The organism is Simplicispira sp. GW247-4R2A (assembly GCF_059424465.1).
The window spans coordinates 162430-177684 of record NZ_JBWKZM010000003.1; the positions used below are offsets into that span (position 1 = coordinate 162430).

12 protein-coding genes are annotated in these 15255 nt (G+C 63.4%); all 12 read left to right on the top strand.

All coding sequences use genetic code 11. The features are described from left to right. The first annotated feature begins 7 nt into the window (after nucleotides 1-7). Complete coding sequence (locus tag AC07ZH_RS03770) at nucleotides 8-601, top strand: YqgE/AlgH family protein (RefSeq protein WP_495198610.1); 594 nt, start codon at nucleotides 8-10, stop codon at nucleotides 599-601. Next, nucleotides 598-1026: a Holliday junction resolvase RuvX gene (ruvX, locus tag AC07ZH_RS03775; RefSeq protein ID WP_119108976.1), complete on the top strand. Its 429-nt coding sequence runs from the start codon at nucleotides 598-600 to the stop codon at nucleotides 1024-1026. The genes AC07ZH_RS03770 and ruvX overlap by 4 nt, the downstream gene beginning before the upstream one ends. Further along, on the top strand, nucleotides 1023-1559 hold the full coding sequence (pyrR, locus tag AC07ZH_RS03780) for a bifunctional pyr operon transcriptional regulator/uracil phosphoribosyltransferase PyrR (RefSeq protein WP_495198611.1): 537 nt from the start codon (nucleotides 1023-1025) through the stop codon (nucleotides 1557-1559). Before ruvX ends, pyrR begins: the two co-directional genes overlap by 4 nt. Further along, entirely contained in the window at nucleotides 1553-2515 is a 963-nt protein-coding gene (locus AC07ZH_RS03785) for an aspartate carbamoyltransferase catalytic subunit (RefSeq protein WP_119108974.1), read from the top strand. Before pyrR ends, AC07ZH_RS03785 begins: the two co-directional genes overlap by 7 nt. Before the next feature lie 75 nt (nucleotides 2516-2590). Next, nucleotides 2591-3886, top strand: coding sequence for a dihydroorotase (locus AC07ZH_RS03790; RefSeq protein ID WP_495198612.1), 1296 nt, complete (start codon nucleotides 2591-2593; stop codon nucleotides 3884-3886). Between the two features lie 239 nt (nucleotides 3887-4125). Next, nucleotides 4126-5355 carry a Yip1 family protein gene (locus tag AC07ZH_RS03795; RefSeq protein ID WP_495198613.1) on the top strand — a complete coding sequence of 410 codons (1230 nt, stop codon included), beginning with the start codon at nucleotides 4126-4128 and terminating at the stop codon, nucleotides 5353-5355. A 121-nt stretch (nucleotides 5356-5476) separates the two neighbouring features. Next, a complete protein-coding gene (locus tag AC07ZH_RS03800; RefSeq protein ID WP_495198664.1) occupies nucleotides 5477-6082 on the top strand; it encodes a DUF1415 domain-containing protein in 606 nt (201 codons plus the stop codon). Further along, the gene (locus AC07ZH_RS03805; protein WP_495198614.1) at nucleotides 6079-6951 is read left to right on the top strand and encodes a class I SAM-dependent methyltransferase; all 873 of its coding nucleotides are present in this window, start codon (nucleotides 6079-6081) and stop codon (nucleotides 6949-6951) included. Before AC07ZH_RS03800 ends, AC07ZH_RS03805 begins: the two co-directional genes overlap by 4 nt. Nucleotides 6952-6989: 38 nt before the next feature. After that, complete coding sequence (locus AC07ZH_RS03810) at nucleotides 6990-7688, top strand: transposase (protein WP_495198615.1); 699 nt, start codon at nucleotides 6990-6992, stop codon at nucleotides 7686-7688. Between the two features lie 184 nt (nucleotides 7689-7872). Continuing rightward, on the top strand, nucleotides 7873-12654 hold the full coding sequence (locus AC07ZH_RS03815) for a glutamate synthase-related protein (protein ID WP_495198616.1): 4782 nt from the start codon (nucleotides 7873-7875) through the stop codon (nucleotides 12652-12654). A gap of 28 nt (nucleotides 12655-12682) precedes the next feature. Continuing rightward, entirely contained in the window at nucleotides 12683-14158 is a 1476-nt protein-coding gene (locus AC07ZH_RS03820; protein WP_495198617.1) for a glutamate synthase subunit beta, read from the top strand. A 296-nt stretch (nucleotides 14159-14454) separates the two neighbouring features. Beyond that, nucleotides 14455-15255 (top strand): amino acid ABC transporter substrate-binding protein, encoded by an 801-nt coding sequence (locus AC07ZH_RS03825; protein ID WP_495198618.1) that lies wholly within the window; start codon nucleotides 14455-14457, stop codon nucleotides 15253-15255.

Here is a 15255-nt window from a genome sequence, read left to right on the forward strand (position 1 = left end):
TTGGTCTATGCCCGCCAATTCTGCGCCCATGAACTTGACGAACCACTTCCTGATTGCCATGCCCGGCATGGAGGACGCGTCGTTTTCACGCAGTGTGGTCTATGTGTGCGAGCACAGCGAGCGTGGCGCGCTGGGACTGATCATCAACAAGCCCACGGATATCAGCCTTGAGGGGCTGTTTGAGAAGGTGGATCTTTCGCTGGGGCGAAGCGATCTGACCGGCTCGCCCGTTTTTCTCGGGGGACCGGTGCAAACGGAACGCGGTTTTGTGCTGCACGAGCGCGTGCAGCTCGAAAGCGACGACGAGCCAGCGTACGCCTCCACCATGGTGATTCCTGGGGGCCTGGAGATGACGACGTCCAAGGACGTGCTCGAAGCCCTGGCGACCGGGGCAGGCCCTCGCCGGGTGCTGGTGACGCTTGGCTACTCGTCTTGGGGTGAAGGGCAACTGGAATCGGAAATGGCCGAAAACAGCTGGCTGACGGTGGGGGCAAATGCCGCCGTCATCTTTGACACCCCGGTGGAGGCGCGCTACGACAGCGCGCTGGGGCTGCTGGGGCTGCAAGCCTGGCAGCTCTCTCCCGGAGCCGGTCACGCATGACCCACGGCGATCCGCTCGCGCCGGCGCCTGTTGTTGCGCCGCACCTGCAAAGCTTTCTCGCGTTCGATTTCGGGCTCAAGCGCACCGGCGTAGCGGTCGGCACCCGCATGCTGCGCAGCGCCAGTCCGCAGCCCACGGTGCGCGCCGAAGGCGAGGCGCGTTTTGTCGCGGTTGCCGAGCGCATCCGCGAGTGGCAGCCCGATGCGCTGGTGGTTGGGGTGCCGTTTCATCCCGATGGCGCCAGCCATGAGAACACGCACCGTGCCCGGCGCTTTGCCCGCCAGTTGCATGGGCGCTTTGGTTTGCCGGTATTCGAGGTGGATGAGCGCTACAGCACGACCGAGGCGTTGTCCCAGGGCGCCCGGGACGCTGATGCCGCGTCGGCTTGCATCATCCTGGAGCAGTTTTTGAGGAATCTTCCATGACATCCCATCCGTCCGGCACAGCCGGAGCCCGTGCGCTCTCGCTTGATGCCGAAGCGCTGTACCGCGAACTGCTAGCGGGCGTGCGCAACCTGCGCCGCCAGGACACGCTGCTTGCCGGGATTGCCTCTGGCGGAGCCTGGCTGGCGGAGCGCCTGCAGCGGGACCTTGGCCTTGCAGGCGAAGCGGGTGTGCTCTCGTCGAGCATGCACCGCGACGATTTTGCCCAGCGCGGTCTTGCCGCCAGCGCCCAGACGACCTTGCCTTTTGAGGTCAACGGGGCCGACATCTTGCTGCTCGACGATGTGCTTTACACCGGCCGCACCGTGCGCGCCGTGCTCAACGAACTGTACGACTATGGCCGGCCGGCGCGGGTTCGTCTGGCGGTGCTGGTAGACCGCGGCGGGCGCGAGCTGCCGGTGCAGGCCGACTATGCCGCGGCGCGCATTTCCCTGCCCGCCACCCAGGCGCTGGCGCTCGCGCGCAGCCCGGATGGTGCGTTTGACTTCGAACTGCGGGAGGTGGCGCCGTGCTGAATCCGCGCAACCCGCAACTCAACCAGAACGGCGAGCTGGTGCACCTGCTCTCGGTCGAGGGCCTGCCGCGCGACATCGTCACGCACATCCTCGATACGGCGGCCAGCTTCGTCTCGGTCAACGACCGCGAGGTCAAGAAGGTGCCGCTGCTGCGCGGCAAGAGCGTCTTCAACCTGTTTTTCGAGAACAGCACGCGCACCCGCACCACCTTCGAGATCGCCGCCAAGCGCCTGTCGGCCGATGTGTTCAATCTGGACATCGCGCGCTCGTCAGCCAGCAAGGGGGAATCCTTGCTCGACACCATCGCCAACCTCTCGGCCATGGCGGCCGATCTGTTCGTGGTGCGGCACAGTGAATCGGGCGCGCCGTACCTGATCGCGCAACACGTGGCGCCCCATGTGCATGTGGTGAATGCCGGCGACGGGCGGCATTCGCACCCCACGCAGGGGCTGCTGGATATGCTGACGATCCGGCACTACAAGAAAGACTTCACCAACCTCACCGTCGCCATCGTCGGTGACGTGCTGCATTCACGCGTGGCGCGCTCGGATATCCACGGCCTCACCACGCTGGGATGCCCGGAGGTGCGTGTGGTCGGCCCGCGAACGCTGGTGCCGACCGACATGGCGCCCATGGGCGTGCGCGTGTGCCATACGCTGGAAGAGGGTCTGAAGGACGCCGACGTGGTCATTACCCTGCGCCTGCAAAACGAGCGCATGAGTGGCGCCTTGCTACCGTCGAGTCAAGAGTATTTCAAGAGCTTTGGTCTCACACCCGAGCGCCTGCGGCTGGCCAAACCGGATGCCATCGTGATGCATCCCGGGCCCATCAACCGGGGCGTGGAAATCCATTCGGCGGTGGTCGACGGCCCGCAGAGCGTGATCCTGAAGCAGGTGAGCTTTGGCATCGCAGTGCGCATGGCGGTGATGTCCATCGTGGCCGGAAACACGGCCTAAGGTGGTGCGGACTCTTATTTTTATAGCTGCTAGCGCTTATGGGATAAGCGTTAGAGGCCAATTTTGCTTCAAATCATGAAGATTCTCATCCAGAACGGCCGCGTGATCGACCCTGCCAGTGGCTTTGATCAGAAGGGTGACGTAGCGCTGGCTGCGGGACGGATCGTCGGTGTGGGGCGCGTTCCGTCTGGCTTTGCCCCGGCGCGCGTGATCGACGCCACCGGGTGTCTGGTCATTCCCGGCTTGGTGGACCTTGCCGCCCGGCTGCGTGAGCCTGGTTACGAGCATGAGGGCATGCTCGAATCTGAGATCGCCGCAGCCGTGGCTGGGGGCGTGACCAGCCTCGTCTGTCCGCCCGATACCGACCCTGTGCTCGACGAGCCCGGCTTGGTCGAAATGCTCAAGTTTCGGGCCGAGAAATTGCACCAGTCGCGCCTTTTTCCTTTGGGGGCTCTCACGCGCGGCCTTGCCGGCGAGGTGCTGACCGAGATGGCTGCGCTGACCGACTCAGGCTGTGTCGGCTTTGGCCAGGCGGATGTCGGTTTGGCGAGCAACCAGGTTTTGCAGCGCGCGCTGCAATATGCGGCGACCTTTGGCTACGCCGTGTGGCTGCGGCCGCAGGATGCGAGCCTCGGAAAAGGCGTGGCTGCCAGTGGCGCTCTGGCCACCCGACTGGGGCTTGTTGGCATCCCGGTGGCCGCCGAAACCATTGCGCTGCACTCCATTTTCGAATTGATGCGCGGCACCGAGGCGCGTGTGCACCTGTGCCGCATCAGCAGTGCGGCAGGCATCGCCTTGGTGCGCCGGGCCAAGGCGGAAGGCCTGGCCGTCAGTTGCGACATCAGCATCAACAGCCTGCACCTGACCGAGAACGATATTGGCTTCTTTGACAGCCGCGCCCGGCTCTCGCCCCCGCTGCGCCAGCAGCGCGACCGCGACGCCCTGGCCGAGGCATTGCGCGATGGCACGGTGGATGCGCTGGTGTCGGACCACAACCCTGTCGATGAAGATGCCAAGACGCTGCCTTTTGCGGAGGCCGAGTCGGGCGCAACGGGCCTGGAGCTCCTGCTGAGTCTTGCCCTCAAGTGGTCGCAAGACGGGAACGTGCCCCTCGCCCGTGCGTTGGCCGTGGTCACCAGCGAGCCGGCGCGTGTGCTCGGCAGCGCCTTGGGCACCCTGGCCGCAAGCGTGGGCCAACTGGTGGAGGGCGGCGTGGGGGACCTGTGCATCGTCGATGAGACCGCGCGCTGGACCGTTGCGCCAGCGACCCTGCGCAGCCAGGGAAAGTACACGCCCTTTGGTGGCTACGAGCTTCCAGGCATGGTGCGGTGGACGCTGGTGGGCGGTCAGGTGGCGTTCGAGCGCGACTGAGAACACCTCGAACCACTCCTTGCGGCGTGCGAGAAGTGGGACAGGACCTCCTTGAGCGCTGGATGAATCGCCGAGAGCCAGAAGGCCGATCAGAGCGTAGGTGGCAGAGCCCGAAGCGGACATATTCCACGCTTTGGCCGCACAAAGGCAGCCGGGACTTGCCCCGCAGGATGTCCGCGTTTATGGTTCGCCCTGTCGCTGGTCCGCCGTTGGCGGGCCGCTATGACTGGGAGGACACCATGAACATCGTCGAGCGCGCCAAATCCATCCTGCTTGCCCCCCGGCCGACATGGCAGGTGATTGACACCGAACCAGCCGATACCGCAAGCCTCTACACCGGCTACCTCATGCTGCTGGCCGCCATTCCAGCGGTCTGCGGGTTTATCGGCATGTCTCTCATCGGCATGGGAATGTTTGGCGTGTCGATGCGCGTCCCTTTCCTCTGGGGCCTGGTCAACATGGTGGTGTCGTACGTGCTGAGCCTGGTGGGTGTGTACGTGCTGGCGCTGATCATCGACCTGCTCGCGCCACGCTTTGGCGGCGCGAGCAGCCGCATTCAGGCGCTGAAAGTGGCGGTGTATGCCAGCACTGCCGCCATGTTGGGAGGGGTGTTTGCGCTGCTTCCCATGCTGTCAATGCTGGGCCTGCTGGCAGGGCTGTACTCCATTTACCTGCTCTACACCGGCCTGCCGATCCTGATGAAAAGTGCCCAGGAGAAGTCGGCCGCCTATACGGCGGTAGTCATCGTCGCTGCCATTGTGCTGGGCCTGGTCGTAGGCGCCGCCAATGCGCTGTTCATGCCGCGCGGTGCCAGCCACTGGGCGGGCGGAGACGCCGCGACGGTCTCGGTGCGCACACCGGGTGGCGAAGTCACCATTGACAGTGCCGGCATTGCGGCAGCGCAGAAAAAAATGGAGCAGGCGGCGCGCAGCATGGAGCGGGCGCGCAGCCAGAACGACCCGACGGCCATGGCCGCTGCCACGCGCGAGGCTACCGCCGCGGCGGCCGGCATGCTGGGCGGTGGCCAGGCACTGGAAGCCCAAACGCTCAAGGCGGCGCTGCCCGAGCAGCTTGGCGGCTTGGCACGCACTGCGTTCGAGGTGCAGGACGGCGCGGCCCTCGGCCTGCCCACCAGCCAGGCGAGTGCCAAGTACGGTAGCGGTGCGCGCGCGGTGCGCGTGGAAATCATGGACCTGGGTGGGCTTGGTGCAATGGCGGCTGCGGCCATTGGCATGGTGCAAGGCGAAAAGGAAGACCAGACGCACGCCGAGAAGACATGGCAGGAAGGTGGGCGTACCCTGCACGAGAGCTATGCCAAAGACGGCAGCTCGGCGGAGCGCAAGGTGGCGCTCAAGAATGGTGTGTTGGTGAGCGTATCGGCCGACCATATGGACATTGCCGTTCTGCGCAGCATGGCAGACCAGCTTGATTTGACATCGCTGGAACGTCTTGAGCGCAAGAACCCGTGAACGTTTGCACAGCCCGGGCTGCTGCAATCACTTCGGCCGATAAAATCGGCGGCTGTCTTCCCACCGGGCTCCTGCCATGAATAGCACTCTTTCCCCGCCTGTCGGCGCCGCGTTTTCAGGCATGGCGGTAGAGGCGCAAGTGGTGCAGGACACGGGGCGCTGGCTGGAGCGCGCCGTCATCGGTCTCAATCTGTGTCCGTTTGCCAAGAGCGTGTATGGCAAGGGGCAGATTCACTACGTGGTGTGCAGCGCTACGGGTATCGCCGAGGTGCTGAGGTGCTTGGAAACTGAGTTGCTTGCGCTTGCTGCACTGCCCGCTGCAGAACGCGATACCACCTTGATCATGCTCCGAGCGTGTCTCGGTAATTTTCTCGATTTCAACGATTTTCTTGACGAGAGCGATGCACTGCTCGAATCGCTGGAGCTTGCGGGCGTTCTGCAGATCGCCAGTTTTCACCCGCAGTTCCGGTTTGCCGGAACGGGCGATGACGACGTCTCGAATTGCACCAACCGCGCCCCATGGCCCACCTTGCATCTTTTGCGTGAAGAAAGCCTGAACCGCGCCGTCGAGGCTTTCCCCGATGCCGAGGCTATTTTCGGCCGCAACGTAGAACGGCTTGAGGCGCTGGGCGCAGCTGGCTGGACGGCCCTGGATGTGGGTGCGCGGGCGCTGCCTCAAGGTGGTTTACCCGGCGAAGTGGCGCTGGCAACCGGTGAAGACGCATGAAGCCGCGCGAGCGCGCAGCTGGCCAGGACAAAGGCGCCGTGGCCGATCTGCCCGAGCTGCGGCCTGGGCAGTCAGTGGAGTTGCTGAAGGAACTGCACATCCTGACCCGCGATGGCCGGCTCAATCAGGATTCGCGCCGCAAACTCAAGCAGGTCAGCCATCTGTTCCAGTTCATCGAGCCTTTGCTGGAAGAGATGGCGGCCGATGGTCACGCACCGTTGCTGGCCGACCATGGCGCGGGCAAGTCCTATCTCGGCTTCATCCTCTACGACCTGTATTTCAAGGCGCTGGGGCGTGGGCACATCTACGGCATCGAAACGCGCGCCGAGCTGGTGGAAAAATCGCGTGCGCTGGCCAAACGGCTTGGGTTCGAGCGCATGTCCTTCCTGAACCTGTCGGTTGCGCAATCGCAAGACGCTGCAGAGCTGCCTGAGCGTATCGACCTTGTGACCGCATTGCACGCCTGTGACACCGCGACGGATGACGCCATTGCCTTTGGGCTGCAAAAGCATGCCCGTGCCATGGTGCTGGTGCCCTGCTGTCAGGCGGAGGTCGCTGCCTGCCTGCGTGCCGGCAAGGCGTTGCAACTCTCCCGCACCCCATTGGCCGAGTTGTGGCGCCACCCCTTGCACACCCGCGAGCTGGGCAGCCAGATCACCAACGTGCTGCGTTGCCTGCATCTGGAAGCCAGTGGCTACCAGGTGACTGTCACCGAGCTCGTGGGTTGGGAGCACAGCATGAAGAACGAACTCATCATCGCGCGCTACACCGGCCAGAAAAAGCACAGCGCCACGGAGCGCCTGCGCGCCATCCTCCAGCAATTCGGACTGGAATCCAGTCTGGGCCCCCGTTTCGGGCTCACAGCATAATTGGGGTCAGACCCCTTTTCTGCCTTTGGAGGATCGCCATGGCCCGGTTGCCACGTCTCACGGTTCCGCACTATGCCCACCACGTGATCCAGCGGGGCAACAACCGGCAGGCCATCTTTCACGACCAGCGTGATTACGAGCGCATGCTGGACACCCTGGCCGAATATGCGGAGAAGTTCCAGGTCGCCGTGCACGGTTACGTGCTCATGCCTAACCATTTGCACCTGTTGGCAACACCTGTGACTGTCGACGGCTTGCCGCAGATGATGCAGGCGGTGGGGCGCAGTTACGTGCGGTGGTTCAACCAACGCCACACACGCACCGGCACCTTGTGGGAAGGGCGGTACCGCTCAACCCTGATCGAGACCGAACGCTATCTGCTGGCGTGCATGGTCTATATCGACCTGAATCCGGAGCGGGCGGGGTTGGTGCGCAGCCCAGCGGAATGGGCCTGGTCGAGTTGTGCGAGCCATCTTGGTCTGCACACCGACCGCTTGGTGACGCCGCATGCCTTGCAGTGGGCCATGGGCAATACACCTTTCGCACGAGAGGCCGCGTACCGTGAGCTCTTGCAAGTGGGGATCGACCGCAAGCAACGCGAAGCGCTGACGGAGGCCACGCTTCGCGGATGGGCGCTTGGCGGGCCTGAATTTGTTGCTGGTTTGCACGCGCATACCGATCGCCGGGCTATCAAGTCGGCTGCCGGTCGGCCACGGCTTGAGCGGAAAAATAAGTAAATAAAACCCCATTTCCCTTAGGATGCAAATGAGATAAATGCTATCAATTTTGATATGTCCCTAAATTAATTCAAGAACCTGGTTTTTAAAAATAATTGGAATCTGACCCCAATTATTTAACTTGCACAAAGTTGCTGCAATGCACTAATCTTGGCGTCCCTGCGAAAACAATGAGGAATGCGCCATGACCACGGCCGCCGAAATCGAGCATCTGAAACAACATGGTCTGTACTCGTCTTCGAACGAGCACGACGCCTGCGGCCTGGGCTTTGTGGCCCATATCAAAGGGGCCAAGCGCCACGATATCGTCACCCAGTCGCTCAAGATTCTGGAGAACATCGACCACCGTGGCGCTGTCGGTGCCGACAAGCTCATGGGCGATGGCGCGGGCATCCTGATCCAGATCCCTGATGCGCTGTACCGTGAGGAAATGGCGCGGGCTGGGGCTGCCCCAGACGGTTCTGTCGGCGTCACCCTGCCTCCGGCAGGTGAATACGGCGTGGGCATGATCTTCTTGCCCAAGGAGCATGCTTCGCGCCTGGCCTGCGAGCAGGAGATGGAGCGCGCCATCAAGGCCGAGGGCCAGGTGTTGCTGGGCTGGCGCGATGTGCCGGTGAACCGCGATATGCCCATGTCGCCCACGGTGCGCGCCAAGGAGCCCATTCTTCGGCAGGTGTTCATTGGCCGTGGCAATGACGTCATCGTGCAGGATGCCCTGGAGCGCAAGCTCTACGTCATCCGCAAGACCGCCAGCGCTGCCATTCAGGCGCTGGGGCTCAAGCACAGCAAAGAGTATTACGTGCCGAGCATGAGCAGCCGCACGGTCATCTACAAGGGTCTGCTGCTGGCTGCCCAGGTGGGCACTTATTACCTCGATTTGCAGGATGCACGCTGCGTCTCAGCCATTGGTCTCGTGCACCAGCGCTTTTCGACCAACACCTTCCCTGAGTGGCCGTTGGCCCACCCGTACCGTTACGTCGCCCACAACGGCGAAATCAACACCGTCAAGGGCAACTACAACTGGATGAAGGCGCGCGAGGGCGTGATGGCCTCGCCCGTGCTGGCGGCCGACCTGCAAAAGCTCTACCCCATCAGCTTCGCCGACCAGTCCGACACCGCAACGTTCGACAATTGCCTGGAACTGCTGACCATGGCGGGCTACCCGATCAGCCAGGCCGTGATGATGATGATCCCCGAACCCTGGGAGCAGCACACCACCATGGACCCGCGCCGGCGCGCGTTCTATGAATACCACGCTGCGATGCTCGAGCCCTGGGACGGTCCCGCTTCCATCGTATTTACCGATGGCCGCCAGATTGGCGCCACGCTGGACCGCAACGGCCTGCGGCCCTCGCGCTACTGCGTTACCGACGACGATCTGGTGATCCTGGCGTCCGAGTCCGGCGTGCTGCCGGTGCCGGAAAACCGCATCGTGCGCAAGTGGCGTTTGCAGCCCGGCAAGATGCTGCTGATCGACCTGGAGCAGGGTCGCATGATCGACGACGACGAGCTCAAGGCCAACATCGTCAACACCAAGCCGTATCAACAGTGGATCGAGAACCTGCGCATCAAGCTCGACAGCATTGGGAACGGCGAGGCGTCGGTTCCGCCACTTTCGACGAGCGAGGGCACAGATGGCGCGCAGCAGGTATCGCTGCTCGATCGCCAGCAGGCCTTTGGCTACACCAAGGAAGACATCAAGTTCCTGCTGGCGCCCATGTCGCGAAATGGGGAGGAAGCCATCGGCTCCATGGGCAACGACAGCCCTTTGGCCGTGCTCTCGGGCCGCAACAAGCCGCTGTACAACTACTTCAAGCAGTTGTTCGCCCAGGTGACCAACCCGCCGATCGACCCGATCCGCGAGGCCATCGTGATGTCACTCAACAGCTTCATCGGCCCCAAGCCGAACCTGCTGGACATCAACCAGGTCAACCCACCGATGCGGCTCGAAGTGAGCCAGCCCATACTCAATGGGGCCGATATGGCCAAGTTGCGCGACATTGCACGGCACACGCAGGGCAAGTTTCGCAGCAGCGTGATCGATGTCACCTACCCGCTGGCCTGGGGCCGTGCGGGTGTGGAGGCCAAGCTGGCCTCGCTGTGCGCGCAGGCGGTGGATGCGATCAAGAGCGGCGCCAACATCCTCATCATCAGCGATCGGGCGATGAACGCCGAACAGGTGGCGATCCCCTCGCTGCTGGCGCTCTCGGCCATCCACCAGCACCTGGTGCACGAGGGCCTGCGCACCACGACTGGCCTGGTGGTCGAGACCGGGACAGCGCGCGAAGTGCACCACTTTGCCGTGCTCGCGGGTTACGGCGCCGAGGCCGTGCACCCCTGGCTGGCCATGGAAACCCTGGCCGACATGCACAAGGACTTGAGCGGTGATTTGTCCGCCGACAAGGCCATCTACAACTACGTCAAGGCCATTGGCAAGGGCCTGTCGAAGATCATGTCGAAGATGGGTGTCTCGACCTACATGAGCTATTGCGGCGCCCAACTGTTCGAAGCCATTGGCATTTCGAGCGCCACGGTGGCCAAATATTTCACCGGCACCGCCAGCCGCGTTGAAGGCATCAGCGTGTTCGAGATCGCCGAGGAAGCCATCCGCATGCACGAAGCTGCGTTCGGCGACAACCCGGTGCTGGAGAACATGCTTGACGCTGGCGGCGAATACGCCTGGCGCACCCGCGGCGAAGAGCATATGTGGACGCCGGACGCCGTCGCCAAGCTCCAGCACAGCACGCGCTCCAACAACTGGAACACCTACAAGGAATACGCCCAGATCATCAACGACCAGAGCAAGCGCCATATGACGCTGCGCGGCCTGTTCGAGTTCAAGTTCGATCCGGCCAAGGCGATCCCGGTGGACGAGGTCGAGCCCGCCAAGGAGATCGTGAAGCGCTTTGCCAGCGGCGCCATGTCGCTTGGCTCCATTTCCACCGAGGCACATGCCACGCTGGCGGTGGCCATGAACCGCCTGGGCGGCAAGAGCAACACCGGCGAGGGCGGTGAAGACTCCGCGCGCTACCGGCAGGAACTCAAGGGCATTCCGATCAAGCAGGGCGACAGCCTGAAAAGCGTGATCGGTGACGAGAACGTCGAAGTCGATTTGCCCCTGAGGGACGGCGATTCGCTCAGGAGCCGTATCAAGCAAGTGGCCTCAGGGCGCTTTGGCGTCACGGCGGAATACCTCTCCAGCGCCGACCAGATTCAGATCAAGATGGCGCAGGGTGCCAAGCCGGGGGAGGGCGGCCAACTGCCCGGCGGTAAGGTCAGCAATTACATCGGCAAGCTGCGCCACAGCGTACCGGGCGTGGGGCTGATCTCGCCCCCACCGCACCACGACATCTACTCTATCGAAGACTTGGCGCAGCTCATTCACGACCTGAAGAACGTCGCGCCGCATGCCAGCATCAGCGTCAAGCTGGTCTCCGAAGTGGGTGTGGGCACAGTGGCCGCGGGCGTCGCCAAGTGCAAGAGCGACCACGTGGTGATTGCCGGGCACGACGGCGGCACGGGCGCGTCGCCCTGGTCGTCCATCAAGCATGCGGGTGGCCCCTGGGAGATTGGTCTTGCAGAAACCCAGCAAACCCTGGTGCTCAACCGCCTGCGCGGTCGCATTCGCGTGCAGGCCGATGGCCAGATGAAGACCGGCCGCGATGTCGCCATCGGGGCGCTGCTGGGCGCCGACGAGTTCGGCTTCGCCACCGCCCCGCTCGTCGTCGAGGGCTGCGTGATGATGCGCAAGTGCCACCTCAACACCTGTCCGGTGGGCGTGGCCACGCAGGACCCGGTGCTGCGCAAGAAGTTCTCGGGCAAGCCCGAGCACGTGGTGAACTACTTTTTCTTCGTCGCCGAGGAACTGCGGCAAATCATGGCGCAGCTGGGTATCCGCAAGTTCGACGATCTGGTGGGCCGCAGCGACCTGCTCGACATGCGCAAAGGCCTGGAGCACTGGAAGGCCAGCGGGCTCGATTTTTCACGCCTGTTCGCACAGCCCCAGGTGCCGGCCGACGTGCCGCGTTTCCATGTCGAGGCGCAAGACCACAACATCGAGCACACCCTGGACCGCAGGCTCATCGAACGCAGCCGCCCCGCCATTGAAAAGGGCGAACGCGTGCGTTTCATCGAGGTGGCGCGCAACGTCAACCGCTCGGTGGGCGCCATGCTCTCGGGCGCGGTCACGCGCGTGCACCCCGAAGGCTTGCCCGACGACAGCATTCACATCCAGCTCGAAGGCACGGGCGGCCAATCGTTTGGCGCATTCCTGTGCCGTGGCATCACGCTGTACCTGATTGGCGACGCCAACGACTACACCGGCAAGGGCCTCTCGGGCGGTCGTATCGTGGTGCGCCCCAGCCTCGATTTCCGCGGCGAGGCGGCGCGCAACACCATCGTCGGCAATACCGTGATGTATGGCGCCACCAGCGGCTCGGCTTACTTCGCCGGTGTCGCGGGCGAGCGCTTTGCGGTACGCCTCTCGGGCGCCACGGCCGTGGTGGAAGGCACGGGCGACCATGGCTGCGAGTACATGACAGGCGGCACCGTGGTGGTGCTGGGCAAGACTGGTCGCAATTTTGCCGCTGGCATGAGCGGCGGTGTGGCCTATGTGTACGACGAGGACGGCCAATTCGACACGCGTTGCAACATGGCCATGGTGACGCTGGAGCGCATCCTGCCGCACGACGAGCAGCAAGCCAGCCATGCGCGCTCCACCTGGCACCAGGGCCAGAGCGATGAAGAGCAGCTCAAGCGCCTGCTCGAAGAGCACAACCGCTACACCGGCAGCAAGCGCGCCCGCGAGCTGCTGGACAACTGGGCGGCGTCGCGCAGCAAATTCGTCAAGGTGTTCCCCACCGAATACAAGCGCGCGCTCTCGGAAATGTACGAACGCCAGGTGCTGGAAGACCCTGCCACACCGTCCGTGGCAGAGCACGAGCCGACCGCCGTGGTTGCCAAGTAAGCCATTGAACCCTCACGAGGACAAGAACATGGGAAAGATCACTGGTTTCATGGAGTACGACCGCATCGAAGAGGGCTACCCGCCCCCGGCCGAGCGCGTCAAGAACTACAAGGAATTTGTCATCGGTATCACCGATGCGCAGGCCAAGGTGCAAGGTGCGCGCTGCATGGACTGCGGCACGCCGTTTTGCGTCAGCGGCTGCCCGGTCAACAATGTCATTCCGGATTTCAACGATCTGGTCTACCAGAGCGACTGGAAGAGCGCGTTCACGGTGCTCGACTCGACCAACAACTTCCCCGAGTTCACCGGCCGCATTTGCCCCGCCCCGTGCGAGGCGGCCTGCGTGCTCAACATTAACGACAATGCGGTAGGCATCAAGAGCATCGAGCACGCCATCATCGACCGCGCCTGGGAGCATGGCTGGGTCGTACCCAAAGTGCCAGAGCACAAGACCGGCAAGCGCATTGCCGTGGTGGGTGCAGGGCCAGCGGGCATGGCCGCAGCGCAGCAGCTTGCGCGTGTGGGCCATGACGTGACGCTGTTCGAAAAGAACGACCGCATCGGCGGCCTGCTGCGCTACGGCATTCCGGATTTCAAGCTCGACAAAGTGCACATCGACAAGCGCGTGGCGCAGATGGAGGCCGAGGGCGTGGTGTTTCGCACCGGCGTTTTTGTCGGCAGTGCGCAGGAGGGCCTTGGCAAGGACTCCAAGGTGAACAACTGGGCCAAGGAAACCATCACGCCCGAGCAACTGCGCCAGGACTTTGACGCCGTGCTGCTGACCGGTGGCGCCGAGCAGTCGCGCGACCTGCCAGTGCCAGGGCGCGACCTCGCCGGCATCCACTTCGCGATGGAATTCCTGCCGCAGCAGAACAAAGTCAACGCTGGCGACAAGCTCAAGGGCCAGATCCGCGCCGATGGCAAGCACGTCATCGTCATCGGTGGCGGCGATACCGGCAGCGACTGCGTGGGCACCAGCAACCGCCACGGCGCGGCCAGCGTCACGCAGTTCGAAGTCATGCCCATGCCGCCCGAGGTCGAGAACCGGCCGCTGACCTGGCCTTACTGGCCGATCAAGCTGCGCACCAGTTCCAGCCACGCTGAAGGCTGCACGCGCGAGTTCGCCATCTCCACCAAGGCGTTCACTGGCGAGAAAGGCAAGGTCAAGGGCCTGACCACCGTGCAGGTGGAATTCAAGGACGGCAAGCTGACCGAGGTGGAAGGCACGGAAAAACACTATACCGCCGACCTGGTTTTGCTCGCCATGGGCTTCGTCAACCCGGTCGCCGCGGTGCTCGACGCCTTTGGCATCGAGAAAGACGGCCGCGGCAACATCCGCGCCAGCACCGAGGAGGGAGGCTACGCTACCAACGTGCCGGGTGTGTTTGCGGCGGGCGATATTCGCCGCGGGCAAAGCCTGGTGGTGTGGGCGATTCGGGAAGGCCGGCAGGCCGCTCGCTCCGTGGACCAGTTCCTGATGGGATCGAGCGAACTGCCCCGCTAAGACGTTCCGGGTTCGGCCTTCTCGAACCGCCCAAGGCGGGAAGGTGTGGACGCGCGCGGCGCGAAGGCCGGCAGGCCGCTCGCTCGGTGGACCAGTTCCTGATGGGATCGAGCGACCTGCCCCGGTAGCATGAGAAATATGGTGAAAATGGCCTCTAGCGCTTATGGAGTAAGCGCTAGCAGCTATGGTTTGGATAGTAAATCCCACCAAACCCCCATAGGCAGCCAACCGTTTTTGGAGTTGCGGGCCGTCCTGTCTGGGACAATCTTGGGTTTTTCCAAGCAGATTCCCCTGACATGAACAAACGTTCCGCCCTGATCGCCCTCTCTCTCAGTGCCTTGCTGGTCGCCTGCGGCAAGCAAGAGGCTGCGCCAAGCGCCACGGCCGCTGCGCCAACGCCGGCAGTGGTGAGCAAAATCGTCGTCGGTTTGGACGACAACTTCCCACCCATGGGGTTTCGCGACGAGAAGAACGAACTGGTGGGGTTTGACATCGACATGGCACGCGAGGCGGCCAAGCGCATGGGCGTGGAAGTGGCGTTCAAGCCTATCGACTGGAGCGCCAAGGAGGCCGAGCTTTCGGCCAAGCGTGTCGATGTGCTCTGGAACGGCCTGACCATTACCGAAGAGCGCAAGAAGAACATTGCCTTCACGGCGCCCTACATGGAGAACCACCAGATCGTGGTGGTGGCCGCGGCCTCGCCCATCAAGACCAAGGCCGATCTGGCTGGCAAGGTGGTGGGCGCGCAGGACGGCAGCAGCGCGGTCGATGCCGTGAAGAAGGACGACGCGGTCTTCAAGTCGTTCAAGGAATTCAAGACCTTTGGCGACAACGTCACCGCGCTGATGGATTTGAGCACCGGTCGGCTTGACGCCGTAGTGGTGGACGAGGTGGTGGGCCGCTACTACGTCGCCAAGAAACCGCAGGACTACGCGGTGCTCGATGAAAACTTCGGCACCGAGGAATACGGTGTCGGCGTGCGCCAGGGCGACACCGACCTGCTCGCCAAGCTCAACCAGTCTCTTGCCGGCATGAAGCAGGACGGCACGGCGGCCCGAATCGCCACCCAGTGGTTCGGCAAGGACATCACCAAATAA